The following is a 23,519-nucleotide window of genomic DNA, read 5'->3' on the forward strand; positions in this document are numbered from 1 at the left end:
TTCTGCAATTCAACGACGAGTTTGACCAGGCCAAGGTTTTGTATCAGAAGGTCCTGGAGATTCGGGAGCGCGATGATCCCGACAGCCCGGTGATAGCCCTGGATCTCAACCACCTGGCGACGGTCGAAGGAAAGACCGCACACCTCGGGGAGGCGGGCGCGCTCATGAGTCGGGCCCTGGCCATTCTGGACAAGATACCGCGCATCGATGACCCACAGCTCGCCGCCGTCTACCACAATTACGGGGTCTTCTCCGACATCACCGGCGACCTTCTCGGCTCCGAGGCGTCCTTCGAGCGGGCGGTGGAAATCCGCGAGAGGACCATCGGGCCGGCGGCCCTGCTGACCGCAGCGTCGATGCAGGCGCTCGGGTACGAGCGCTACAGGCTGGGGGACTATGCAAGCGCGAGGCAGCTGCTCGACACGGCGCTGGCGAACCTCGAGAAGAGCCCCGAGCAGCACGAGGTCGCCTACTGCATCTCCAATCTGGCGCTGGTCATGGCGGACATGGGGAGGCACGACCTGTCGATTGCCTACCAGGAGCGTGCCGTCTCGATCCTGCGGGACACGCGCGGAGAAGAACATTCCGAATATGCCCAGTTCGTATCGGAGCTGGGGATGTTCCTCTCCAAGGCTGGCGAGTATGAGCGCGCCGCCGCGCTGATTCGGCCGGCGCTGGCAGCCCAGGAGAAAAAGGTGGGACCCGTGCATCAGGAAGTTGCCCTCACCTTGTTGCGGCTGGCGCGCGCCGAGGCTGCCGCGGGAGACCTCAGCTCGGCTGCCGGGCATTATCAGCGGGCCATCGACATCGCCCGGAAGATGTTCAACGAGTTCCACCCGATTGTCGGCGAGGGCCTCGACGGCCTGGCGCACCTCAAGCTGACCGCCGGCGATCTCGACGAAGCCGACCGTCTTTTCCGGAAGGCGCTTGAAATCAAGGAAAGCGTCATGGGCAGCAGCCACCCCGAGGTCGCCGAGCTGTTCATCGACATAGCGCGCACCAATCGCGCGAACGGCAAGAGCGTCGAGGCACTGCGGAACTCGCTGCAAGCCGAGGCAATTCTGCGCCGGCACTTCGGTCAGGTGATACGTGGCTTCTCCGAGCGAGAAGCCCTCGCATTCCAGCGAATTCGCCAGACCGGACTCGAAGTGGCGCTCTCGGTGCTCGCGGGAACGTCACCGGCGGATCGTGCCAAGGAATCGGTCGCCGAAATCTGGAACGCCCTCATCCGCTCGCGCGCCTCCGTCCTGGATCAGGTCGCCTCGCGTCATGCCTTCGGCTTGGAGCCACGCAATGAAGCTTCGGCTGCTCTGACACGGCAGCTCGCCGCTGCCGCGAACCGGCTGGCGACGCTGGTCGTGCAAGGACCGAACCCTGGCAAGCCGGAAGCCTACCGCGCCCGCTTCGAGCAGGCCCTCCAGGCCAAGGAAAAGCTCGAGCTCGAGCTGGCCGAGATGACGCGGAATGCTGGTGGAATCCCTCCCACCAGCGCCTCGGTGGAAACGATTGAATCCGCTCTTCCCCTCGACACAGGCCTCATCGCTTTCGTGCAATTCCTCGGATTCACCGGCCCCGGCCCCGCGACGATGGCGGGAGGGCTGCGACGTCCCGCAGAGGCGCGATCCTCGTATGGCGCCTTTTTGATGCGGCGCGATCTTTCCGGACCTCTCTTTTTCGATCTGGGCGATGCCGCAGGCGTCGATACCCTGATTTCCAGCTGGCGGCGGCAGGCGGTCCCACCGCCTGCGGCAACCCTTGGCAACGCTGCTTCCGAACAGAGTTACCGCGCGGCCGGCGAGCGGCTGCGGGTCCGTCTGTGGGAGCCTCTGGCGGGACATCTGAAAGGGCTGAAGCGGATCCTCATCGTCCCCGATGGGCAGATTGCACTGGTGAGTTTTGACGCGCTGCCATCGGAAGAAGGGAAATATCTCGTCGAGGGCCCCGCGGTTCTTCAATACCTTTCCACCGAGCGGGATATCCTGAAGCCGCCCGGATCTCGCTCCGTCGGCTCCCGCATCCTGGCAATGGGAGGACCCGATTTTGACGTATCGCCTCCCGCCCAGGCGGCATCGCTCGGGGGGAAGACGTCGGGCAACCCCCAGCTGGCCCTGCAATCCGGGCCACCGGCCTATCGAGGCACCGCTTCTCCCTGCCAGGACTTTCAGAGCCTGCGATTCGCCCCGCTGCCCGCAGCTGCCGAAGAAGTCCGCCAGATCCAGAAGCAGCTGCGGGCGGCACATCCTCCGGAAAGCAATGCTACGGTAGCGGGGCTGACCGCCGGCAGCGCCAGCGAGCCCTCCTTCAAGAAGTGGGCGCCCGAGAGCTCCCTGCTCCACCTGGCGACCCACGGCTTCTTTCTGGGCGAGGGGTGCGGCGCCAAGGGCAGCGGGACACACCGTTCCGCCGATAGAGCGATGCACGAAGATACGCTGCACGAAGGGATCTTCGCCGATAACCCGCTCCTCCTCTCCGGCCTGGCCCTGGCCGGCGCGAATCAGCGCTCGCAGGCCGGGCCCAAGACCGACGACGGGATCCTTACGTCCGAGGAAATCGCCTCCATGGACCTATCGGCGGCGCAGTTGGTCGTGCTGTCGGCCTGCGAGACGGGAGTGGGGGAGATTCAGTCGGGCGAGGGTGTGCTCGGGCTGCGGCGCGCCTTCCAGCTGGCGGGAGCCAGAACCGTCATCATGAGCCTTTGGCAAGTGGACGACCGGGCAACCCTGGACTGGATGCGGAGGCTGTACGACGGGCGCGGCAAGGGTCTGTCGACTGCCGAGTCGGTGCACCAGGCCAGCCTGTCGGCCCTTCAGGAGAGGCGGGCCAAGGGGAAAAGCACCCACCCCTTCTACTGGGGAGCTTTCGTCGCCGCGGGAGATTGGCGGTAGTCGATCTCGACGCTCGCCTGGTAGAGAGGAACGGCGCCGGCAATCGCCGTCCGAACGGCCCGGAACTGGTACTTCCCCGGCTCAATCTGCGGCGAAACCGCCAAGCTCACCACTCCGGCCGATTCCACATGCTCGCGGACACGGGAAACGGGCATCTCGAAGTGCCAGACATCTTCTCCCTTTGGTCCGAGGATCTCGAAGCGGAGCGGCTCGGACCCGGAAGCATCTTCGGGAATGGTAAGCGGCACCGTGATATTGAGATAGGGTTCCTCCCTATCGATGCTCCAGTGCTGGACGGCGACCTCGCCGCTGCGCATCAATCCCGGCAAATTGTGGATGAGCGGAGCTACCAGGATGCGCGCGCTCTCGGAGACGACCGGAGGCGCGGCCGGCGGAACTGGGACCTCGGTCCGGAGGGGCGCCGACAGTAACCGCCAGCCGACCAACAGTCCGAAAAGGGCTCCAACCCCCGCGGCAAGGCTCATCCACGGGAGCGAGGGTCGCGACCGGGCAGGCTCCGCCAGCTTCTTGCGGCCGATCCGTCTCCAGGTCTCGACCTCGAGCTGGCAGGTGGCGCAGGTTTCGAGATGGCGGCCAATCCCAGGCGCCTCCACGCCACCCTCGCCCAGGGCGTAACGGTGGAGGATCACCGGCTCGGGATGCGGCTCGAACATCGCCTCACCGCCGGAGCGTATCTGCTCTTTCATGGATTCCAGGTCTTCCAATATCTCCCCGCAGTCGGGACAGGTTTGCCGATGTTGCTCGACGCGGCGGCTCTGATCCGGCCCGAGGCGTGCACCGACGTAGTCCGCCAGGAGCGTCCGTATTTCCTCGCAGATCGTCAGCACCGGCTGATGCTTCCCTTAAGTTGCAATAATGGCCTCTCCCGGTTCCCGAAATCTTTGCTCACGGCTCGCTTTCCACCTTGGCGTCAGGCAAATGGCGCCTCACGGCCACCCGAAGGGCCTTCTGCGCCTCCATCAGGCAGCGGGACAGCCGCGATTTGACCGTCCCCACCGGAACCAAGAGCTCCTGCCCGATTTCCTCGTACCCCTTCTCGTCCAGGAAATACAACCGGATCAAAAGGCGGCATTCTTCCGAGGCCTGGTCGAGGACCCTCCGGACAATCTGCCGCGCCGCCACGACATCGACGACCGGGGTCCCCAGGACGGCAGCCAGGGCCTCCGCCTTCCCCTTTTCCGATTCAAGCCGTCGGTGCAGGACTTCCTGGACGGCCCGGACGGCGGTGTGCCGCGCGATTCCCTGGACGTAGAAGCGAAAATCGCGCGCCGCATCGAAGCGGCCCTTCTGCAGGCTCTCGATCACCCGCGCCAGAGTCTCCTGGACCAGATCGGGCCATTCCTCGCGCAGGGACCAGAACCGGGGCCAGGTCAGGATGCTCGAAATCCAGCGGATGACGACACCGATTGCTTCCGGATCGTCTTCGAGCAGACGGGCAGCAATGCTTTTTTCAGGATATCGCACTCGCTCCCTCTCCCGGTACGCGCGTTCGCGACGGGCGAGGATACGGAGGGTCGGGACGACTGTCAATTTGGCCCGACAGTGCGCCAATTCCCACAGGAGCTTGCGGGGCGTCGCCTCCCGCGGACGCTCCGAGGCGCTGCGCGCCGCCGGCGGTGCGGACCTGTTGCCGCGAGGAGGCGCCGAGTCGGCGCTTCGTCAAGATGAGGACGCGATCATCCGCAAGGACATGCGGAATCTGGACGACCGCAATCCTCGGCATCGACCTTCGGGACGCCGGAGCCGACGTTTTTCGCTGCCGCTCCTGAATCTCGCCTCCTGCCGGCGCGCATGGCACGCGTGCTGCTTGGATGGATCCGGCTCTGAACCTCCGGTCGGCACCGGAAATGGGTGATGACGGAACAAGAGATATCGAGCGACAACGTGGTCAAGAAGACGGTCTATTTCCTCGGGGCCGGGGCCAGCCGCGCCGACTTTCCCGACATTCCGCTGATGGACAATCTCCTCCATGAGATCGTCCGGACACGCCCGGTCAGCGCTCTCCTCATGGACTTCCTGGAAGGGGTTTTCGGTCCGGGGATCCTGGACGCTCCGCCGGATCCCGAGCGCATCCCGCGGATCGACGATCTCTTCACCCTGATCGACGCCTCCCTGTCGGGCAGAGGGCCTTCCCCGGCCGGGATTTCGCGGGAGAAGCTCATCGAGGTTCGCCGCCACCTGACGGCCTCGATTGGGCTCGTGGTGGCCCGGGCGGTGGGCGCGGGCCTCGGCCGCACGGCCATCCGCTTCGCCAAGGCGCTGCCCGAAGCCTCAACCTTGATCTCCACCAACTACGACATCGTCATGGACAGCGCGCTGCTGGAGCGGCGTCCCAGGAACGTCAACTACGGAGTGGCGGTGCGCGAGGCGGTGCAGCGCCTCGACGGGCAGAGGCGGGGCCGCTTCGAGGAGATGCACCACTTCCGCGCCCTGCCCGACAGCGAGGCGATCGTCCGCACCGGCGGGATTCCCCTTCTCAAACTGAACGGATCGCTGAACTGGCTGTACTGTCCCCGCTGCGACGAGCTCGACATCACGCTGTCGCAGAGCACCGGCGCCGTGCTCATCCTCGACGAGCCGGAGCTGGGGCGCTGCAGCCAGGAGCGCTGCACCTCGCCCTACGAGACGGTGCTCGTCGGTCCGAGCCTGGAGCAGCGCTACGAGAACCGCTTCCTGGCGGCGACCTGGGTCAGGGCGGAGCGCTCGCTGCGGGAGGCCGCCTCCCTGGTGATCGTCGGCTACTCCCTGCCCGAGGCCGACTATCTGGTCCGCGCCATGTTCGCCCGCACCTTCGGCCACCGCAGCGACAAGGTCACCGTCGTCACGATCACCCGGAACCCGTTCGAGCAGTCGCTCCTCGAGAGCCGCTACCGGCGTCTGCTGGCGCATTGCCGCTTCGATACCGGCGGCTTCGCTGACTACGTCGAGCGCCTCGTGAAGGCGGCCTGACGGCCGGTCCCGGCTTCGGCATCCCGGCCTTCATAGACACCTCCTCGATCCAACCCCTATAATCTCGCGGTTCCCGCCAAATGAGGCCGGGAAGCACTTTCGGGACTTCGTCTTGGGCCTTTTCCCCGAAAACCGCCGTTTCGCCTTCACCGTCTTCGATGACACCGATTTTTGCCGGCTCCCGGAGGTTTCTCCGGTCTACCACCTCCTCGCCGACCTCGGCATCAAGACCACCAAGTCGGTCTGGCCGCTGGCCTCGGCTCCCGAGGGGGCGATCGAGGGGGCCAGCCTGGCGGAGGCCGACTATCTGGAGTTCGTCCGCTGGCTGCAGCGGGAGGGCTTCGAGATCGCGCTGCACGGAGTGCGGAACCATCACTCCACGCGCGACCTGGTCCAGCAGGGGTTCAAGGTCTTCGCCGATTCCCTGGGACAATCGCCCCGGATCCACGTCAATCACCTGAACAACCGGGACAACATGTACTGGGGCGTGCACCGCTTCACCACATCGTTACCGAAGCTCGCCTTCAGGCTGGGAAGCCGCGCTGGACCTTTCGAGGGAAACGTGGAGGGATCGGAGTATTTCTGGGGCGATCTCTGCCGAAAGCACATCGATTACGTCCGGAGCTTCGTGGTCGAGGAGATCAATCTCCTCAAGATTAATCCGACGCTGCCCTACCACAATCCTGCCAAGCCCTACGTGCGCTCCTGGTTTAGCAGCACCTTCGGAGACAAGGCGCCGAGCTTCTGCCGGGCCTTGCGCGAAGAGGAGCAGGATCGCCTGGAGGCCGAAGAAGGGGTCTGCATCATGTACACCCATTTCGGCTTGCGATTCTGCGACAATGGGACTTTGAATCCTGAATTCGTCCGGCTGATGAAGCGGCTGGCGGCCAAGAACGGCTGGTTCGTTCCGGTCTCGACCCTGTTGGACCATCTGCGCAAGCGAAGAGATGACTCAACCATCACTCGAGGCGAGCTGGGCCGGCTGGAGCGGCGCTGGCTCACCCAGCGTCTCAAGAGGCGCGACAATTAGTGTCGCGTGCCAGGAATAACTGCACCCTTACAGCCGACCGGCCAGAAGACGGCCGGCGGCTGAACGGCAGCGCGTAACCTTTCGGCCGCCGATCCGTCCCGCGGCTCAGCGATCGTCGTGCTCCTGGCGCCGCGGCACATCCGGCACCGGGACCATGCAGCGCGGCAGCACCCGCATCGATTCCAGCGAGAAGACCAGCCGCGAGCCATCGGTAAAGCCCCGCGTGTAGCGGGATCGGGCCTGCTCCGCCAATGAGGCGGGAAGCTGCGCGGGAAGCGGACAGACATGCGCGGAATCCTTCGCCAGGATCGTGCCGCATTCCCTGAGGTCCAGCGCCTTGGCCGCTTCGACCCCCGCCGCGAACCCTTGCAGGTAATCTTTGTCACTATTGATGCTCGACGAGATGCGCGAGGACTCTTCTTTGGCCTCGTCGATCCGGGCGGCGATGGCGGCATTCGCCTGCTCCGCCTGCCAGGCGGCATGCTCCGCGAGCGTCCGGTCGTAGTCTTCCGGATAGGATTCCCGCTGCCGCCGGTTCCAGGTGCGCGAGCGCGACGCCTCCTGACGGCCGGCGAAGCGGCCCACCACCGCGAGCACCTTCCTGTCCACCCCTTCCACGTTTTCCTGGGAGACCAGGGAGCGCGGCAGCTCGACCTGAAGCTCCATCAGGCAGCTCGCCTCGCGATACAAGGTGAATGGTCCGTCCTGGTAGGAGACCAGGATCGGCTCCGGCAGGCTCAGCAACAAGTCGAGCCGTGAGCGCTTGAGAACCACTTTCTGGACCTGGGCCATCTCGCCGGGACGGAAGGCGAACTTGCCGCGCCCCTGCACCAGCTGCCCGTTGACATGGTTGTTGGTATGCGTTCCGGCACAATCGGAGTAGGTGTCGACGCTCGTGAGGACCCAGGCGCCGCGCCAGCGCGATTCCAGGGCCCCTTCGAAATCTCCCGCCACCGCCGGCGTCAGGCTCGCTCCGGCCAGCGCGATCAAGGCTAGCAGCGCTCGTCGCATCGTCTCGCCTCCCTTGTTATCCCTGATGAATAGGCCGATTCCGGGGTGTAAACCTAGGCTCCGCACACTGGACTGTCAACGAGGCCACCGGCCAGTCGTCCCGGGTCGAGAACAAGGTTCACGCCCGCGGCAGCAGCGCGCTTTCGCGCCCAGGCGCTTGCGGGAGATCGTCAGGGCGGATAGGCTACGCGGGACCCACCGGAGATCGTGTTACGTCATGCGGAAAACCAGGCACGGCCTCGTCCGCAACCTGATCATCTTGTCGATTGCCGCAACCTTCGCTTGCATCGTCGGGGCCTGCCGCGTGGCGGAGCGCAGCGATCTGGGAGGCGGCAAGCCGCGCTCCCCCGCCTCGGCGCTCGATGCCATCGCCGAAGCCTACGTCAAGCTGGTGCTCGCGGTCGGCGTGCACGATCCCGACTATGTCGACGCCTACTATGGTCCTGAAGGGTGGCGCGAAGAGGCCAAAGCCGCCGCCCGCCCGCCGGGCGTTCTGCACGAAGAGGCCCTGCGGCGCATCGCCGAGCTCAACGCGATGAAGCTTCCGAACGATGAGCCGGTCCTGCTGCGCCGGACCTATCTGCTGCATCAGCTTGGCTCGCTGGCCCGACGCTGCCGGATCCTCGAAGGCGCGAAGCTCTCCTTCGACGAGGAATCGAAGGCCCTCTACGACGCGGTCGCGCCGACCCGGCCGGAGAGCTATTACGCCGGAGTCCTGGAGCAGCTGGACCGCCTGCTGCCCGGCCGCGGGCCGCTGCTCGGTCGCCTCGAAGCGTTCAAGAAGGAGTTCGTCATTCCTCCGGATCGGCTCGACGCCGTCTTCAGCGCCGCCATCCAGGAGGCGCGGCGCCGCACCAAGGAGCATCTCCTCCTGCCGCCGGAGGAGAGCTTCGAGGTGGAGTATGTCACCGGCAAGCCGTGGAGCGCCTACAACTGGTACAAGAAGAACTTCCACTCCGTGATCCAGGTCAACACCGATCTGCCCATCTACATCGATGCCGCGGTGCAGCTCGCGGCGCACGAAGGGTACCCCGGCCATCATGTTTATAACGCGCTCCTGGAGTGGCACCTGGTGCGGGAGCGCGGCTGGATCGAGGTCACGGTCTATCCCCTTTTCAGCCCCCAGTCCCTCATCGCCGAAGGCAGCGCGAACTACGGCGTCGAGGTTGCCTTTCCGGGCGACGAGCGCGAGGCATTCGAGCGCGACGTCCTCTTCCCGCTGGCGGGGCTGGACCGGAAGCGCGCCGGCATCTACAACGACGTGATGGCGGTGCTGAAGGGGCTCGATTTCGCCGGAAACGAGGCGGCGCGCCGCCTGATCAACGGCGAGATCGACGAGAAGGAGGCGGCCGAGTGGCTGACCCGCTACGCGCTGATGCCCCCGGATCGTGCGGCGCAGCGCGTCCGCTTCATCCAGAAATATCGCAGCTACGTCATCAACTACAACCTGGGACAGGAGCTCGTCAAGAGCTACGTGGAACGACGCGGCGGGACCGCGGAGCACCCCGAGCGGCGCTGGGAGATCTTCGGAGAGCTGATCTCCTCCCCGAGGCTGCCTTCGGGTCTGCAATGAGGAAGCGAATCGAGCGACGAAACCGTGACGATGGAGGCCCCATGAGCGAGCACGTCTACAAGTCGATTGAGCTGACGGGATCGTCCAAGAAAGGAATCGAAGAGGCGATCCACAACGCCGTCCGGAAAGCCTCCCAGACGGTGCGCAACCTGCGCTGGTTCCATGTCACGGAGACGCGCGGCTACATCGAGAAGGGAAAAGTGGCCTACTGGCAGGTGACGCTGAAGATTGGATTTACGCTGGATGAATAAGGGGCACCCTTGGACGCGACGGCAAAGAGCGGCCGCCAACGGCCGCCGCTTGATCCGAGAACCTGAGAAGAATGAATCGACGGCGGAAGGCTAGAGAGGCCGGGAGCGGGTCATCGTCCAGGCTCCGCGGCGCTGAAAGAAATCGGCCTTGAGCCGCGCCAGCGAGCGGGTCGGCGAACCCCCGGGGGGCGGCACGGGGAGCACGGGAGAAAGGACCTGCACCGTCGCTTCGGCCTTGTCGCCGGAAATGTCCAGCTGCTCGAAGCGGAGCCAGGATCCCCCGCCGATGAGCACGGTGCGCTGCAGCAGCGCTTCCGGCGTCAGCAGGACGACTTCCCGCCCGCGCACCGCGAGCGTCTCCACTCCCGCCAGATTCTCGTTGCTGACAAGCACCTTCTGCCGGACGGGGAACAGCTTGCCTCCGGGAAAGGCGCCGTCGGTGCCGGGAGGCGGCGTGCCGAGGACCGCCCAGGCCAGAATCTGCTCGGCGATCTTCCGCCGATCGGCCGCGCTCGGGTCGGGGCGCGCGGCCTGGGCGTCGGAAGGAGCGATCGCGCCCGCCTTGACCGCGGGCGACACCTCGTTCGCCCGCCCCAGGATCTCCCAGACCTCGTGGCTGTAGCGGTAGATGAAGTCTTCCTTGAGGGTCCGATCCAGAGGGGGCGCGTCGATCTCCTCCTGGCGGCATTCGATGCGATAGCGAATCTCGGCGGTGGCGATGTTCTTGACGTAGGTGATGTCGCCGACCTTGACGCCCCCCAGGAAGAAGCAGCTGCGGATCAGGCTGGCGCGATCGTTGATGAAGCTCAGGAAGAGGCGCTCGGCGTCTTCCGGCTTGAGAACGGGCGACTCCTCCTCCGCCGGGGCCTCCTCGGGAAGGGCCAGGATTGCCGGCTCCGGCGCCATCAACAGGCTCGCCAGGAAGACGCCCGTCCACACGAGTCTCACGCTGCGCATCATCATGGTTCCTTCAGACTCCCGGCGGGCGCTCCCAGCTGCCGAACAGACGCCGCGTTCTCGCGTCGGTGGCGAAAGGCCACAGCGCCCCCGCGGTCAGAGCGACTGCCCCCCAGGCGAAGAGCATCTGCCGCAGCGGCAGGAGGTAGTCGCGCCCGTAGATATGGACTTTGTGGGCCGCCGTCCTGAAGCTGCGGTTCACAGGATCATAGGGCCGGAGGCTGGCGATCTCGTTCTTGTTGAAGCCCCACATGCCGATCGCCAGCATGGCCAGCACGCTGAGCCACACGAGAAGCCGGCGCAGGTCGTTCATCGCTCCGCCGGCTTGACGATGAGCGATGGTCCTTTCTCTTCCTCCCTGCGGCGCTCCAGGGCCGCCGCCGTCTCCAGCGAGCGGCGGGTGAGCGCCAGGGAGAAGGGCAAGGAACCGGCCGCCTGCGGATCATTATTGGCCAGCGCATCGGAGACGGCCAGGGCCCGGCGGGCCGGCTCGGGCCTCATGTCGAGGTGGAAGTAGTAGGCCATCGCCTCGAGCCTGCGGGCCCAGACCTGGCGCGCTTCGCCCGCGAAGATCGCCGTGGCCGCCTCGCGCAGCGCCCGGTCCTGTCGTTCCTCCTTCTGGTACCGGTTCAGCACCAGGGGCGATTCGGCCGCATCTGCGAAAGACTGGCGGTGCGGCTCGATCCAGGATGCATCGAGTATCCAGGTGGAGAGCTCCTTCTCTTCCAGGAGCCTGGCCGAGCTGTCCAGCAGCGCGTGGCGGCCGGCGGCGACCTCCTCCGCCAGCAGCGTCCGGATCGGCGGCTCCATGGAGGGAGGGATCTGGTGCGAGATTTCCATCCGGTAGGTGGGAAAGCGCGACACACCCGGGTTCCGTCGCTGGGTGCTGTGCTTGTAGGCTTCGTGCAGCAGGCGATCGCACCAGGCCGCGTCGGCCGGCAGCATGCGCAATCCGAACCGGCTGCGCGTCCGCTCCAGCAGGTCCCGGAAGGCCGACCGCGCCACCCTGCCGGCGTCGGCCTCCGCCAGCCCGCCGCGCTCGTCGATGACCCCGGAGAGGACGAAGAAATCGCCGCTGCTCTCCTCGCGCACGAACCAGGCGACCTGGTCGCCGCGCGCATCCACGGCCGAGAGATACCCCTGGTCCATGCCGCGGCTCAGCGCCGCGCCGGCCGGCTTGGCCTGCAAGGACGGGATCGCGATTCCCCTCTGCTCGAGGCGGAACAGGGAGCGCCGGATTTCCCGCTTCAGCTCCTTGTCGACTGCCTGCGTCTCCATCGCCATGAGCAGCTGCGCCGATTCGGGCAGCTCGGCAAACCCCAGCCAGCAGGCCAGGGCGCGCTCGGCCTCGACCGAAGGAGGGTCCACTGCCGCCAGGCGGGCCACCGATTCCGCCGTCGCCTCGAGATTCTCGAGATCGATGCCCATCCCGAGGAGCTCTTCGGTCCCCTTGAGGAGGGCCGTATCGCGTGACTCTTTCTTCTTCTCGTGCTCTTTCGAAGGCTTCTTGCGTATCGTCATCGTGGTTGTCCAGACAAGGTCAGGCGGCCAGCCGGGACGGCGCGACCCGCTGGGCGCAGCGATGCCCGCTGCGCGCCGCGCTTTCCAGGGTCCCCGGCAATCCGGTGTCGGTCCAGTCCCCCGCCAGATAGAAGTTCGGAATCGGAGTGTCGTGCGGCAGACGGAGCCGCTCGACCCCGGGAACGGGCGAGAAGGTGGCGCTCCGTTCCTTGATCACCAGCGAATGCCGGACCTGCGCCGATCGCAGGTCCGGGAAAAAGCGGCCCATTTCACGGCGCGCCAGGTCGATGATCTCTTCGGAGGGGCGCTCGATCAGGCTGCGGGCCGAGCTGGTGACCAGCGCAAGCCGCGCCGGCGCGGGGCGGAAGACCCAGTGGATGTCACTGTCCAAAAGCCCCGCGAAGGAGCGCTCCGGCTGCATCCGCTCCATCCAGAGGTGCACCGACAGGATGGGCGAGCTGGGGATGCGGGCCGCCTTGGAGAAGAAGGGGTCCTCGGCAGGCACCGCCGGCGGAAGAATTCGGCGCAGCGCCTGCGGCGGGACGGAGCTCACCAACGCCGCGGCCGGAAGATAGGAGCCGTCGCGCAGCCGCACGCCGCGGATGCGCCCGCCTTCCATGTCGGTCCCCGCCACCGCGGCGTTCAGGATTACCCGCCCACCCCTCGCTTCGATGTAGGAGCGCGCCGCCGGATCCAGCAGCCTGGAGAGCGGCCGTTTCGGGATGCCGAGGCGTGACCCGGCGCTTCCTTCCATCAGACCCTCGCGCAGCACTGCCTCGAACAATCGTCGCGAAGCGAGATGAGGGTCCTCGTTGAGGGCTGCCACCGCGAGCGGATGCCAGAAGGCACGCCGGCTGGCCGCCGACTGTCCGAGATCGTCGAGCCAGGCTTCCACCGTCTTCTCTCCCGCCCCCGAATCGGCGGGTGCCGCCGGAGTGGCGACGATGCGCCGCACGGCCCCCAGCGAGCGCAACAGGCGCAGCCGCTCTCCGAGCCGCAGCGCCTTATGACCCAGAATCCCCCCGGCGAGATGAAATGGGGAAGGAAGCGGCCAGCAGCGCAGCCGCAGCGCGCGGCCCCCGGCCTCCACCATCGGGACTTCGAGGCGATCCTGGAAAGCGATCCCCTCCTCGCTGCCGATGCGCCGGAGAAAAGCCCGTGCATCGGTGAAACAGGCCATCAGCAGATGCTGGCCGTTATCCACTTCGTCTCCCGTCGTCTTCTCCTCGAAGGAGTGGGCGCGTCCGCCCAGGCGGCTTTTCTCCTCCAGCAGCGTGACGGCATGCCCGCGCTCCGCCAGGGCGGTCGCGCAGGCGAGCCCGGCCCATCCGCCGCCGACGACGAGGATGCCGCCGGAGCCCTGCCCGCTCAGGCTTGAGGCTGCCTGGTCCATGGGGAGAGAGCCTTCTCTGCGATGAATATTCTCAGCGCTATCCCGAGCTTCCGGGCGGCCCCCAGACCGGCCCGCCGCCGGAAGACATCGTAACCCATCCTCTCGATTTCCGTGAGAACGCCCTGATAGATAGTCGCCATGATGCGCGCCGCGAAGAGGCTTGAGCGGTCGGCCGCCGGCAGCAGGCGCTCCGCGGCGCGGTACTGCTCCCTCGCCCTGGCCACCTGGAAGCGCAGCAGATCCATCACTGCCGGCGTCATCCTTCCCTGGATCAGCTCCTCCTCGTCGACGCCGTGCAGCGCCAGCTCCTCCTGCGGCAGGTAGAGCCGGCCCAAGGCGGCGTCGGTCCCCAGGTCCCTGAGGATGTTGGTCAGCTGAAAGGCCAGTCCCAGCTCCTCGGCGTAGCGCCGCGTCTGCGGGCTGCGATAGCCGAAGACCTCGACGCACAGCAGCCCGACGCGGCTGGCCACCTGGAAGCAGTAGCGCCGCAGCTCGGCGAAATCGCGATAGCGGCGGGTCGTCAGATCGGAGCTCACCCCGTCCAGGATCCCCTCGAACTGCTCGCGCGCCAGGGAGTAGCGGCGCACGGCCGGCAGGAGCGCCCGGGTTATCGGGTGCGAGGGAGTCCCTTCGTAGCAGCTACCCAGCTCGCGCCGCCATTCGGCGAGCTGCGCGAGCTTGTCTCCCACCTCGCCCGGCCCGTCGGCCACGTCGTCGCAGGCGCGGCAGAAGGCGTAGATGGCGTAGATCGCCTGGCGCTTTTCCCTGGGCAGCAGGAGGAAGGAGTAGTAGAAGCTGGTTCCCGAGGCGCGTGTCAGTCGCGCCGCGGCGCGCGCCGCTTCCGCGCCGTCGGACGTCACGCTTCCGCCCGCGCCAGCGGCAGGCATGCCCGGAAGGCCAGCGCCGCGATGCCGGAACCTCCCAGCGCCGGCCGCCGCCGATAGACATCGAAGCGGACGCGCCGCGTCCGCTCCAGGATCGACCGGCCTCCCAGCCAGGACAGCTTCACCTGGAAGCCGAGACCGCCGCCGATCAAGGCGGGCAGGTTCCGGCTGCGGGCGTAAAGCGCCTCGGTGCGCCCCGCCAGCTCCTCCATGAGCGCGGCGAACGGCGGCGTGCCGGCGGCCGCTCCCGAGAACAGGTCCTCCTCCCGCACTCCGAACCGCTCTCGATCCTCGCCCGGCACGTAGAGACGGCCGCGCCCGGCGTCGATCGCCAGGTCCTGCCAGAAATTGGTGAGCTGCAGCGCGGTGCACAGCGCATCGGAGCGCCGCTCGAGATCCTCGCCCGATTTGCCGTGGAGTCCCAGCAGGATCCGGCCGATCGGATCGGCCGAGCGGCGGCAATAGTCGAGCACCTCGTCCCAGCGATCGTAGCGCGCCTGCACCGCGTCCTGCCGGAATGCCGAGAGCAGCGCCAGAAACGGCGCCAGCGGCAGGCGGTGTCGCCGCAGCGTGTCGGCGAGCGCTACGAAGACGGGATGCTCCGCCTCGCCCGCGGCCGCGCGCCGCAGGTGGTCTCCCCATTCATCCAGGCGCTCCAGGCGCGATCCGGCGTGCTCCGGCTCGTCGGCGAAATCGTCGGCTCCGCGCGCGAACGCATAGACGGCGGCGACCGGTCCCCTCAAGCGCGCCGGAAGAAAGTAGCTGGCCACCGGGAAGTTCTCGTAGTGCCGGCGGGCGATGCTCCGGCAGGCGGCATAGGCGGCGGCCGGATCGGGCATGGAGGAAGCCCGTTCGGAATCAGCGGGAGAGAGGGACATGGAGCGGCTATCCGAGGATCGGCGTTTCTTCAATGCCCGCGGAGTATTCCACAGTCGCCGCGAATCGGCAACGACACCAGGAACAAGGGCGGGACAGGGATACGCAGCACCTTTGCGGCGGGAATCTTCCGATCAGGCGGGAGCGCGCCGGCCCAGCCCGACGGCGCGCGCGGCGCGCCCGCGGGCGTGGACGGCGATGTAGCGCGCCACATCCCACCAGCTATCCAGCAGAAGCATGCTCACCACATGGCGCTTGATGCCGCGCACGGGAGCGTGCGGCAGCGCGGGATTGTCGGTCTGGACGCGACCCAGGAGGGTGCGGCGCAGAGGGGAGAACTGGAACCGGCGCGCCGGGCCGGGCAGCGTCCCCGGAAAAGCCCGATCGACGTACCCGAAGCTGTAGGCCAGGCAATTCTGCACGCCCCACGCTTTCGCCGTCTCAGAGATACGCTCCCAATCGAAGCTGCCACGGTTGAGCAGGCGCCGCAGGTCTTCGACCCAGATAAGGGCCGGGGATTGGTAATGGTGCGCCAGGTGGACGCTCAGGTGGATCAGGAGATCCTCGTCTCCCAGGCGCTTGAAGGACTCCCCGTCCAGATCGCACGGCACCGCCCGCCGGAAGAGATCCTCCGGGTCGATGCGGCTGCGCTCCACCGACTCCAGGTTCCAGTGAAACTCCAGGTTGGTGGACACCGACCAGGGACTGCGCACCAGCTGGTGATACCAGGTCTCGCGATAGAAGGTCTCTTCTTCCTTGGAGGGCATCCCGAAGCCCTTCGCCCGCAGCGCCGCCGCCAGGCGGGGCCAGCTTCCCTTGTGGATCAGGAAGTCGATGTCGGTCATGGGGCGGAGCTGAATCTCGGGATAGAGCAGCTCCAGGAGCGAGGCCCCTTTGAGGAGGACGAAGTCGATCTTCTCGGCCCTCAGGATGGCGGCAGTCTCCTTCAGCGCCTTCAGCAGGACGAGATTGTCCACCAGCGTCTTGTGGGCCGCCTGGCGCAGTCCGGCCAGCGCCGAGTCGTAGCGCGGCCTCAATCGGGTGGCCCCCTGGTGCGCGATCCCGGCCACCCGATGGGCGCGGCAGAGATCCACTAAAGCGGCCGGATCGGCGCCGCGGATGCCCTCCTTCGGAACGCTCTCGCGGCCCATCATCGAGAGCATCAGGTACTCGTGCAGGTGGACGGCGGCGGATGGGGTGCTTCCGGGGGTGCTCATTGCGGCGTTGATCATAGGTTCCGGGCGCAACCCCCGTCAATGCCGACAATTGCCCCCTTTGCATTTCCCTCCCCCCTCCGCTAGACTCACGCCCGTTTGGCGTCCCGGATCGCCCGTCCCCACCCCGCCCGCCTTCTTCCGGAGCACTGCCGCGGTGAGCACTCTCGGCGTGGTGATCGTCACGCGCGACCGCAGGGATCGGGTTGCCGCTCTCCTCGCCGATCTCGCGTCGCAGCCGCGCGCCGGGGAGGACCGGATCGTCGTGGTGGACAACGGCTCCAGCGACGGGACCCTCGAGGCCATCCGGACCCGTTTCCCCTCCGCCGTCCTCGTCCCGCTGGGGAGGAACCTGGGGGCGCCCGCCGCCCGCAACGCCGGCGTGGCCGCCTGCGAGGGGGAGGTTCTGATTTTCCTGGACGATGACGTGCGCGTGGAAGACCGAGGGTTCCTGGAGAAGGTCCGCAAGGCGTTCGACGGCACGCCGGAGATGGCGGTCGCGGCCTTTCGCATTCTCGACCCCTCCACCCGGCGACCGAGACGATCCGAGATTCCGCGGCGGCTCAAGGAAGAGGAGCGCGAGGCGTGCGAGACGAGCTATTTCATCTCCGCCGGCTGCGCCATCCGGCGCGCCGCCTATGAGCAATCCGGCGGCATGGACGAATCGCTGATCTACGGCTTCGAGGAGCTCGACTTCTCCTACCGGGCGGCGGCCCGCGGCCTGCGCATCTTCTACCGGCCCGACATCGAGGTCCTGCACCATCTGGCGGAGCGTCCCTCCTGGCGCCGCCCCTATTATTTCTATCGCAACAAGATCTGGATCAGCGCCCGCTACCTGCCGTGGAGGATGGTCTTCACGCAGCTGTGCGTCTGGAGCGGCTACTTCCTCAAGGAGACGGTGGCGATCGGCCGGCCCGACGTCTTCGTCCGCGCCCTGGGCGCCGGCCTGCGCGGGCTTCCGAAGCGTCTCCGGCAGAGACGTCAGGACCGCCTTCCGCCCGAGGTAATCCGCCGTCTGAGGACGATTGAAGGGAGGCTTTACTATTAACCGCCGCCGAAAGCGTCCCGGGTCCATCGCGCGGGCCATTGCAGGGGTCCCGGAGCACAATGCAGACCTGCTGTATGCCTGCGGCTATTCCTGCGCCGACCCGATTGCCTGGCTGCGAGTCAGGGGGCGAAGCCTGCTCCTGGTCGGCGATCTTGAAATCGAAGGGGCACGCCGCACGGCTACGGTCGATGCCGTTGTCCCCACCTCGCGGATTGCCGCACGGCTGTCAGAGAGAAGGATCCGTGGAGCGGATCTGCATCGCATCGCCGGAGAGGAGCTGCGGCGCCGAGGCGCCCGCCGGGTAGAGGTCCCCTTCTCTTTCCCGGCCGGCGGGATCGCCCCATTGCGACGCGCCGGACTTCGGGTTTCGAGTGCCGCGGAGCCTTTCTTTCCGGAGCGCTCCCGCAAATCGGCTCCTGAGATCCGCTCGATCCGGGCGGCGCTGCGCGCCGCCGAGGCGGGGCTGGCCGCCGCGGTCATGACGCTCGCCGCCAGCCGCATCGGCCGGGACCGACGGCTCCGTGTGGGGAAGCAGGTCCTCACCTCCGAGATCCTGCGCGAGATAGCGGAGCGGGCGATGTTCGCCGCCGGGGCCGCTCCCGATCGGAGCATCGTCGCGGGAGGCATCCAGGGAGCCGACCCGCACCACCGCGGCTCGGGGCCGCTGGCTGCGCATCGCCCCATCGTCCTGGACTTCTTCCCACGTGACCGTCTGACCGGGTACTATGGGGACATCACGCGCACGGTCGTGAAGGGACGCGCCGATGCCCCGACCCGCAAGGCTTTCCTGGCGGTGCACGAGGCGCAGCGGCTGGCTTTCGAGCTTATCCGGCATGGCGCCGAAGGATCGAAGATCCACGGCCGCCTTCTCGAGTTCTTCCGCGAGACCGGCTACCCGGTGCGGCGCGGCGGTCGGCGGCGGGAGGGGTTCTTCCACGGCACCGGCCACGGTCTGGGCCTCGAGCTGCACGAGCCACCCACGATTGGCTCGCGCCCGGCGAGGCTCGAGGCCGGCCAGGTGATCACCGTCGAGCCGGGACTGTACTATCCCTGGCTGGGCGGGATGCGAATCGAGGACGTCGTGCTGGTGACGCGGGGAGGATGCAGCCGGCTCACGCGCTTTCCTGTCTTTTTGGAGATTCCCTGATGAGGCGTCTGGAACCCGGATTCGAGAAGCTGATCCTGGTCTGCCTGAACGATCGCCACGACGGCCGCGAGTGCTGCCACGCGCGCGGCAGTGCCGAGGTGCATGCCCGTTTGAAGGCCTGGGTCAAGGAAAAGGGGCTGTCCCGCAAGGTCCGGGTCTCCAAGTCGGGCTGCCTGGACCAGTGCTCCCAGGGCACGACCGTGCTGGTCATGCCCGAGTTTCGCTGGTATGGTGGTGTGACCCTCGACGACCTGGACCAATTCATCGCCGACCATCTCCAGCACCTGGTCGGTCCCGAAGCCCACTCGAGCTAGGAGTCTGCTGTCGATGCTTCCTTCCTTATGCCGCCGCGCCCGCGCCCTGACCTCCTTCGGAATCCTCTTTTTTTCATCCTTGATTCTCGCTTCCTCTTTGATTCTTGCTTCGCCGGCACTGCTCGCCGCCGCACCGGAAGGCGACAAACAGACTCCTCCCGAGGCCGCGCCCTACACCCTCGCCGGGATCGACGTCTTCGGAGCCAAGAAGACTCCGGAATCGACCATTCTCGGGATCCTCGGGATTAAGGAAGGGGCGACCATCACCCCGTCGCTGGTGACCGAGCTGGGCGACAAGCTGAAGAAATCGGGGAAATTCGCCTACACCAACATCAGCGCCGCCGACTATGGGAACCACAAGAGCTACCTGACCGTCGACGTGGTGGAAAAGGGAGACGAGCAGCGCTTCAAGGCCAACCCCGCCCCGACCGGCAACGTGGCGGTGCCGCAGGACATTCTCGACTGGCTGAAGCGGTACGAGAAGGCCTCGTTCCAGATGTTCCAGGTGAACCCGCGCCGGATGCGGGACATCAACGATGGGCACTACCTCGACAGCGACCCGGGACTGCGGGAGTACGAAGAGAAGATGCTGGAGACGGTGCCCGAGAACTACGACATCCTGGTGAAGGGGCTGCGCGAGGACAAGGACCCGGTGAAGCGCGCCTCCTGTGCCACCCTGCTCGGATGGGCCAAGGACAAGAAGGCGGTGATTCTGCCGCTGGAGGATGCTCTGAAGGATCCCGACAGCCAGGTGCGCAACAACGCGGCCCGCTCGCTGGTGCCGATCGCCTACCTGTCGGCGCACACCGCGGTTCCCTTCCCGATCCAGCCGATCCTGGACATGCTGCAGTACCCGGCGGCCGCCGATCGCAACAAGGCGGTGTCGATTCTCCTGCAGCTGGCGTCCGACCCGGCGAACCATCAGGCGATCCGCTCGCAGGGAGGCGGCGTGCTGGTGCAGCTGGCCGGGGCCAAGCATCCGGCGCAGCGCGAGCACTCTTTGACGCTTCTGACGGTGGTGACCGGAGAGAGCTACGGCAAGGACGTGGACAAGTGGCGCGCCTGGTGGAAGGCGCAGCAGGCCGGAAAGTGGTCTCCCCCCAAGCCGCCGGAGCCCACTCCCCCCTCGAAGACTTCCAAAACCTAGCCTTTGCTCGGCCGCCCTCGCGAAAACACCTCTCCGAGATAGGAATAAAAGTCGTCGCCCAGCCTGGCAACTGGCTTGAGCTTCGTGGGGTCGACGCTTCCCTGATGCAGCAGGTCGTCGCGCACGTGGTACAGCACCACCTTCCCCAGGATCAGCGCCGTCCGCTCCACCTCGACAATCCTCTCCAGCTCGCATTCCATGCTCACCGGCGATTCGGCGATGCGCGGCGGGGAAACCTTCGTCGAAGGAGCCGGGGTCAATCCGGCACTCTTGAACTCGTCCACCTCGGGAGGGTACTCACCCGAGGTGATAACCATGGCATCCACCAGCTCCGGCACCACCAGGTTCACGACGAACTGTCGGGTCTGATCGATGTTCCGCCAGGTGTCCTTGCGCTCGCCGCGCCGGGCGCCCACGGCGATCATCAGGATCGGCGGATGCGAGCAGATGCCGTTGAAGTAGGAGAAGGGGGCGAGGTTGACTCCCCCTTCGGGAGACACCGTGCTCACCCAGGCAATCGGCCGCGGCACGATGAGGCTGATCATCAGCTTGTAGGCGGCGCGGCGATCCAGTCCTCCGGGATCGATTTCCATCAAGGCTCCTTCGCTGTGCGGCCGTCCGGGAGGCCCGCCGCGTCCCCGACCGCCAGCCGGGCCAGCAGCGGCCGATCCGCTTCCAGGAAATCGAAGCCGGAGGCATGCCGCGGCTCGACCCATTCCATGCGCTGGAAGCCCAGGTTCCTGGGCTCACCCGCGAAACGCTCCACAAGAAAGAAATGCAGCTCCACCTCGGGGCCTCCGGGATAATCATGCCGCAGGCTTTCGAGAAGACATAGATCCTGGGCCCGCACGCGGACCCCCAGCTCCTCGAACAGCTCGCGGACCAGCGCTTCCTCGGCGCTTTCCCCCGTCGTGAGCTTGCCTCCCGGGAACTCCCATTTCCCGGCCATCGGCCCGTTGCCGCCGCGCTGGCAGATCAGGATTCTGCCCCCGCGCGACAGGATTCCGGCGGCCACGCGGATCATGGAGTTTTCCTCAAGGACGGTCGGGCCACCCCTTCTCCCCTTCGAGGACGCGGTGCAGCCGCGTCATCGACTGCCCCCGCATCGACACCTTCATCGCCTTGCGGAACCCGATCCCGTAGGCCGGGTCGTCGGAGCTCTCCATTTCCTGGATCTTGATCCGCCCTTCAGGCGTTCCCCCCCGATCTAGCACCAGGTAGGAGGCCAGCTCCGCCGATCCTTCCGCCTTATCCAGCGGCAGGTCCTCCAGGCGGCGGAGGTTCTGCCAGACATGCGCCATCTCGTGCGCCGCCACCCCGTCGAACAGCCAGTCGGGCAGTCCGGAAAGAAGATAGACGCGGATGCGCTTCGACTCCTCGCGGCCGCGCCGCTGCGAGATCCCCACCGTCAATCCCAGCTCGTTGCGGGCATGAGGTCCGCGGGTCAGCAGGCTGTCGAGACGCTCCCGATCCACCAGCTCCCAGGCGAAGCTCCCCTCCGGGACCGGGAAGAGATCCGCCATGCGCTGGCGGACCCGCTCCAGCGACGTTTCCGCCTTGCCGCGCCCGCTGACGCCGCGCCGGTCGCACAAGCGGCAGATGCGCATCCCGCTGGCCGAGCTGATGACGCTGCCGCCGGTCGTGGACACGGCCATGACGCGGCTGCAGAAAGGGCACAGGATCTTCTCGCCGTGGCGCGCGTGGAAGGGGTTGCCCCACGGATCCGCCAGGAACGATCCTTCCAGCGGCTCGCCGCAGACGGCGCATTTGGCCGATTTCGTCCGGTGGCATTGCGGATGGTAGCTCTTTCCCCCTTCCTTGAGATAGGTCCCCTCGATCAGCTGGCCACAGACGGCGCAGCGCGGCAGGACCGCTTCGCGATAGCACTTCTCGTGATAGCTCTTCCCTTCCGATTCGATGCGCGGCCCCATGATCGCCTCGCCGCACACCGCGCAGCGTGCCGCGCGCGTGCGGGCGTAGCAAGCCTCGTGATAGGCGCGGCCGTCCTCCTCGAGGTAGCGGCCGGTAATGGCCTGGCCGCACACCGCGCACTGCAGCTCGGCTGCTTTTCCGGGCGAAGGAGAAGAAAAGCCGATCAGCAGAAGCAGCGCCGCCAGAACGGCGAGGCGGAGCGCCCGCCTCACGTGCGCGTCGCCTGGCGGCTCCGTCCGACCGGCTTGCCGACGATATGGATCTTCATCATGTTGGTGCCCCCGGGGTACGGGGCGCTTCCCGCCACCACCACCAGGCGATCACCGCGGGCCGCCATCTTGCGGCGGAGGATCTCGCGCTCTCCCATTCGCAGCATCGTATCGGTGTCGCGGGCGTAGCGGATCACCAGCGGCGTGACGCCCCAATAGAGCGCCATCTGCCGGGCCACTCCCGCATCGAAAGTCAGGGCGATGATCGGACAGGGGGGACGCAGCTTCGAGAGGAAGCGAGCGGTCTGCCCCGTCTGCGTGTAGACCGCCACGGCGCGCGCCCGTGCATCGCGCGCCGCCTGGCTGGCGGCATGCACGACCGCATGCAGGTCCTCCTCGGGCGCGCAGCAGCCTCCCGACTCCTCGGCGCCCCACCCCAGTCCGCTGCGCTCCGCCTGCCGGATGATGGCGTCCATCATGCGCACCGATTCGAGCGGATACTGCCCGGAGGCCGTCTCGCCGGAGAGCATCACCGCGTCGCTGCCGTCGAAGACCGCGTTGGCGACATCCGAGGCCTCGGCGCGCGTGGGACGCGGGCTCTCCATCATCGACTCGAGCATCTGCGTGGCGGTGATCACCAGCGCCCCCGACTGATTGGCGGCGCGGATCATCTTCTTCTGCAGGACCGGGACCTCCTCGGGGGAGATCTCCACCGCCAGGTCGCCGCGCGCCACCATCAATCCGTCGGCATCGGAGAGGATCCCGTCCAGCGCCTCCACCCCTTCGCGCCGCTCGATCTTGGCGACCAGCGGCAGCTGCCGGCCCAGCCGCTCCATGGCGCGGCGCGCCCGCACCAGATCCTGGGGCTTCTTGACGAAGCTCAGGGCGATCCAGTCGGCCCCTTCCTGGAGGGCGAACTCGATCTCGCGGCGGTCCTTGGCGGTGGGCGACGAAGCGGCAATCGGGGTGCCGGGCAGGTTGATCCCTTTGTGCTCCGACAGGAGCCCGCCGACCACGACGCGGCAGAGGATGTCGGTCCCGGAAACCCGCAGCACCTCCAGCTCCATGTTGCCGTCGTCGAGAAGGATCCGGCTTCCCTTGCGGACGTCTTGCGGGAGATGCCGGTAGTCGGTGGAGATGAGCTGCCGGCGTCCCAG

The 23,519-nt window shown here is 66.9% G+C and carries 23 protein-coding genes; 9 read left to right on the plus strand and 14 right to left on the minus strand.

Features of this window, described 5'->3' with window-relative positions:
- Positions 1-2,885 (plus strand): CHAT domain-containing tetratricopeptide repeat protein (locus tag VFW45_04970; protein HEU5180119.1); only part of this gene is annotated, 2,885 nt, incomplete at its 5' end.
- Here the strand turns inward: VFW45_04970 and VFW45_04975 are convergent.
- Together VFW45_04975 and VFW45_04980 are read right to left on the minus strand one after the other, a co-directional pair.
- Positions 2,846-3,592, minus strand: a complete 747-nt coding sequence (locus VFW45_04975; GenBank protein HEU5180120.1) for a hypothetical protein — start codon at positions 3,590-3,592, stop codon at positions 2,846-2,848. The two genes, VFW45_04970 and VFW45_04975, sit on opposite strands and share 40 nt — an antisense overlap.
- A 199-nt stretch (positions 3,593-3,791) precedes the next feature.
- Positions 3,792-4,370, minus strand: a complete 579-nt coding sequence (locus VFW45_04980) for an RNA polymerase sigma factor (GenBank protein ID HEU5180121.1) — start codon at positions 4,368-4,370, stop codon at positions 3,792-3,794.
- 390 nt (positions 4,371-4,760) lie between these two features.
- On the opposite strand from VFW45_04980, the gene VFW45_04985 reads away from it, so the two are divergent.
- Entirely contained in the window at positions 4,761-5,855 is a 1,095-nt protein-coding gene (locus tag VFW45_04985; GenBank protein HEU5180122.1) for a hypothetical protein, read from the plus strand.
- Positions 5,856-5,967: 112 nt separating this feature from the next.
- A complete protein-coding gene (locus VFW45_04990) occupies positions 5,968-6,885 on the plus strand; it encodes a hypothetical protein (GenBank protein HEU5180123.1) in 918 nt (305 codons plus the stop codon).
- Between the two features lie 105 nt (positions 6,886-6,990).
- Here the strand turns inward: VFW45_04990 and VFW45_04995 are convergent, their stop codons facing one another.
- Positions 6,991-7,896: a hypothetical protein gene (locus tag VFW45_04995; protein HEU5180124.1), complete on the minus strand. Its 906-nt coding sequence runs from the start codon at positions 7,894-7,896 to the stop codon at positions 6,991-6,993.
- A gap of 217 nt (positions 7,897-8,113) precedes the next feature.
- On the opposite strand from VFW45_04995, the gene VFW45_05000 reads away from it, so the two are divergent.
- Positions 8,114-9,469 (plus strand): hypothetical protein, encoded by a 1,356-nt coding sequence (locus VFW45_05000; protein HEU5180125.1) that lies wholly within the window; start codon positions 8,114-8,116, stop codon positions 9,467-9,469.
- A gap of 41 nt (positions 9,470-9,510) precedes the next feature.
- Positions 9,511-9,720 (plus strand): dodecin, encoded by a 210-nt coding sequence (locus tag VFW45_05005; protein HEU5180126.1) that lies wholly within the window; start codon positions 9,511-9,513, stop codon positions 9,718-9,720.
- A gap of 90 nt (positions 9,721-9,810) precedes the next feature.
- On the opposite strand, the gene VFW45_05010 is transcribed toward VFW45_05005, so the two are convergent.
- The 7 genes from VFW45_05010 to VFW45_05040 form a co-directional block, all read right to left on the minus strand.
- Positions 9,811-10,677, minus strand: a complete 867-nt coding sequence (locus tag VFW45_05010; protein ID HEU5180127.1) for a hypothetical protein — start codon at positions 10,675-10,677, stop codon at positions 9,811-9,813.
- A 13-nt stretch (positions 10,678-10,690) separates the two neighbouring features.
- A complete protein-coding gene (locus tag VFW45_05015) occupies positions 10,691-10,990 on the minus strand; it encodes a hypothetical protein (protein ID HEU5180128.1) in 300 nt (99 codons plus the stop codon).
- Positions 10,987-12,198 carry a hypothetical protein gene (locus VFW45_05020; GenBank protein HEU5180129.1) on the minus strand — a complete coding sequence of 404 codons (1,212 nt, stop codon included), beginning with the start codon at positions 12,196-12,198 and terminating at the stop codon, positions 10,987-10,989. The genes VFW45_05015 and VFW45_05020 overlap by 4 nt, the downstream gene beginning before the upstream one ends.
- 19 nt (positions 12,199-12,217) lie before the next feature.
- Positions 12,218-13,591, minus strand: a complete 1,374-nt coding sequence (hpnE, locus tag VFW45_05025; protein ID HEU5180130.1) for a hydroxysqualene dehydroxylase HpnE — start codon at positions 13,589-13,591, stop codon at positions 12,218-12,220.
- Complete coding sequence (hpnD, locus tag VFW45_05030; protein HEU5180131.1) at positions 13,567-14,451, minus strand: presqualene diphosphate synthase HpnD; 885 nt, start codon at positions 14,449-14,451, stop codon at positions 13,567-13,569. Before hpnD ends, hpnE begins: the two co-directional genes overlap by 25 nt.
- The gene (gene hpnC / locus VFW45_05035; GenBank protein ID HEU5180132.1) at positions 14,448-15,353 is read right to left on the minus strand and encodes a squalene synthase HpnC; all 906 of its coding nucleotides are present in this window, start codon (positions 15,351-15,353) and stop codon (positions 14,448-14,450) included. Before hpnC ends, hpnD begins: the two co-directional genes overlap by 4 nt.
- A 132-nt stretch (positions 15,354-15,485) precedes the next feature.
- A complete protein-coding gene (locus tag VFW45_05040) occupies positions 15,486-16,583 on the minus strand; it encodes a nucleotidyltransferase family protein (protein ID HEU5180133.1) in 1,098 nt (365 codons plus the stop codon).
- A 139-nt stretch (positions 16,584-16,722) separates the two neighbouring features.
- Between VFW45_05040 and VFW45_05045 the strand changes: the two genes are divergently transcribed.
- The 4 genes from VFW45_05045 to VFW45_05060 are packed head-to-tail and all read left to right on the plus strand — an operon-like array spanning position 16,723 to position 20,221.
- Positions 16,723-17,613 (plus strand): glycosyltransferase, encoded by an 891-nt coding sequence (locus VFW45_05045; protein ID HEU5180134.1) that lies wholly within the window; start codon positions 16,723-16,725, stop codon positions 17,611-17,613.
- Positions 17,591-18,760: a M24 family metallopeptidase gene (locus VFW45_05050; protein HEU5180135.1), complete on the plus strand. Its 1,170-nt coding sequence runs from the start codon at positions 17,591-17,593 to the stop codon at positions 18,758-18,760. The genes VFW45_05045 and VFW45_05050 overlap by 23 nt, the downstream gene beginning before the upstream one ends.
- On the plus strand, positions 18,760-19,074 hold the full coding sequence (locus VFW45_05055; protein ID HEU5180136.1) for a (2Fe-2S) ferredoxin domain-containing protein: 315 nt from the start codon (positions 18,760-18,762) through the stop codon (positions 19,072-19,074). Before VFW45_05050 ends, VFW45_05055 begins: the two co-directional genes overlap by 1 nt.
- A gap of 13 nt (positions 19,075-19,087) precedes the next feature.
- The gene (locus tag VFW45_05060) at positions 19,088-20,221 is read left to right on the plus strand and encodes a HEAT repeat domain-containing protein (GenBank protein ID HEU5180137.1); all 1,134 of its coding nucleotides are present in this window, start codon (positions 19,088-19,090) and stop codon (positions 20,219-20,221) included.
- Here the strand turns inward: VFW45_05060 and VFW45_05065 are convergent.
- From VFW45_05065 to pyk, 4 genes are all read right to left on the minus strand, one after another.
- The gene (locus tag VFW45_05065; GenBank protein ID HEU5180138.1) at positions 20,218-20,814 is read right to left on the minus strand and encodes a flavin reductase family protein; all 597 of its coding nucleotides are present in this window, start codon (positions 20,812-20,814) and stop codon (positions 20,218-20,220) included. The two genes, VFW45_05060 and VFW45_05065, sit on opposite strands and share 4 nt — an antisense overlap.
- The gene (locus tag VFW45_05070) at positions 20,814-21,245 is read right to left on the minus strand and encodes a (deoxy)nucleoside triphosphate pyrophosphohydrolase (protein HEU5180139.1); all 432 of its coding nucleotides are present in this window, start codon (positions 21,243-21,245) and stop codon (positions 20,814-20,816) included. The genes VFW45_05065 and VFW45_05070 overlap by 1 nt, the downstream gene beginning before the upstream one ends.
- Positions 21,246-21,255: 10 nt before the next feature.
- Positions 21,256-22,365, minus strand: coding sequence for a hypothetical protein (locus VFW45_05075; GenBank protein HEU5180140.1), 1,110 nt, complete (start codon positions 22,363-22,365; stop codon positions 21,256-21,258).
- Positions 22,362-23,519: pyruvate kinase (gene pyk, locus VFW45_05080; GenBank protein ID HEU5180141.1), on the minus strand; the 1,158-nt coding region annotated here is incomplete at its 5' end. The genes VFW45_05075 and pyk, both read right to left, overlap by 4 nt.

The sequence above is a fragment of the Candidatus Polarisedimenticolia bacterium genome (genome assembly GCA_035764505.1).
GTDB lineage: Bacteria > Acidobacteriota > Polarisedimenticolia > Gp22-AA2 > AA152 > AA152.

Bases quoted from the DNA above. Each gene is read 5' to 3' on its own strand.
- VFW45_04975 (HEU5180120.1), bottom strand. From the start codon at position 3,592: ATGAAAGAGCAGATACGCTCCGGCGGTGAGGCGATGTTCGAGCCGCAT.
- VFW45_04985 (HEU5180122.1), top strand. From the start codon at position 4,761: ATGACGGAACAAGAGATATCGAGCGACAACGTGGTCAAGAAGACGGTC.
- VFW45_04995 (HEU5180124.1), bottom strand. From the start codon at position 7,896: ATGCGACGAGCGCTGCTAGCCTTGATCGCGCTGGCCGGAGCGAGCCTG.
- VFW45_05000 (HEU5180125.1), top strand. From the start codon at position 8,114: ATGCGGAAAACCAGGCACGGCCTCGTCCGCAACCTGATCATCTTGTCG.
- VFW45_05005 (HEU5180126.1), top strand. From the start codon at position 9,511: ATGAGCGAGCACGTCTACAAGTCGATTGAGCTGACGGGATCGTCCAAG.
- VFW45_05010 (HEU5180127.1), bottom strand. From the start codon at position 10,677: ATGCGCAGCGTGAGACTCGTGTGGACGGGCGTCTTCCTGGCGAGCCTG.
- VFW45_05015 (HEU5180128.1), bottom strand. From the start codon at position 10,990: ATGAACGACCTGCGCCGGCTTCTCGTGTGGCTCAGCGTGCTGGCCATG.
- VFW45_05020 (HEU5180129.1), bottom strand. From the start codon at position 12,198: ATGACGATACGCAAGAAGCCTTCGAAAGAGCACGAGAAGAAGAAAGAG.
- hpnE (HEU5180130.1), bottom strand. From the start codon at position 13,591: ATGGACCAGGCAGCCTCAAGCCTGAGCGGGCAGGGCTCCGGCGGCATC.
- hpnC (HEU5180132.1), bottom strand. From the start codon at position 15,353: ATGTCCCTCTCTCCCGCTGATTCCGAACGGGCTTCCTCCATGCCCGAT.
- VFW45_05040 (HEU5180133.1), bottom strand. From the start codon at position 16,583: ATGATCAACGCCGCAATGAGCACCCCCGGAAGCACCCCATCCGCCGCC.
- VFW45_05055 (HEU5180136.1), top strand. From the start codon at position 18,760: ATGAGGCGTCTGGAACCCGGATTCGAGAAGCTGATCCTGGTCTGCCTG.
- VFW45_05060 (HEU5180137.1), top strand. From the start codon at position 19,088: ATGCTTCCTTCCTTATGCCGCCGCGCCCGCGCCCTGACCTCCTTCGGA.
- VFW45_05065 (HEU5180138.1), bottom strand. From the start codon at position 20,814: ATGGAAATCGATCCCGGAGGACTGGATCGCCGCGCCGCCTACAAGCTG.
- VFW45_05070 (HEU5180139.1), bottom strand. From the start codon at position 21,245: ATGATCCGCGTGGCCGCCGGAATCCTGTCGCGCGGGGGCAGAATCCTG.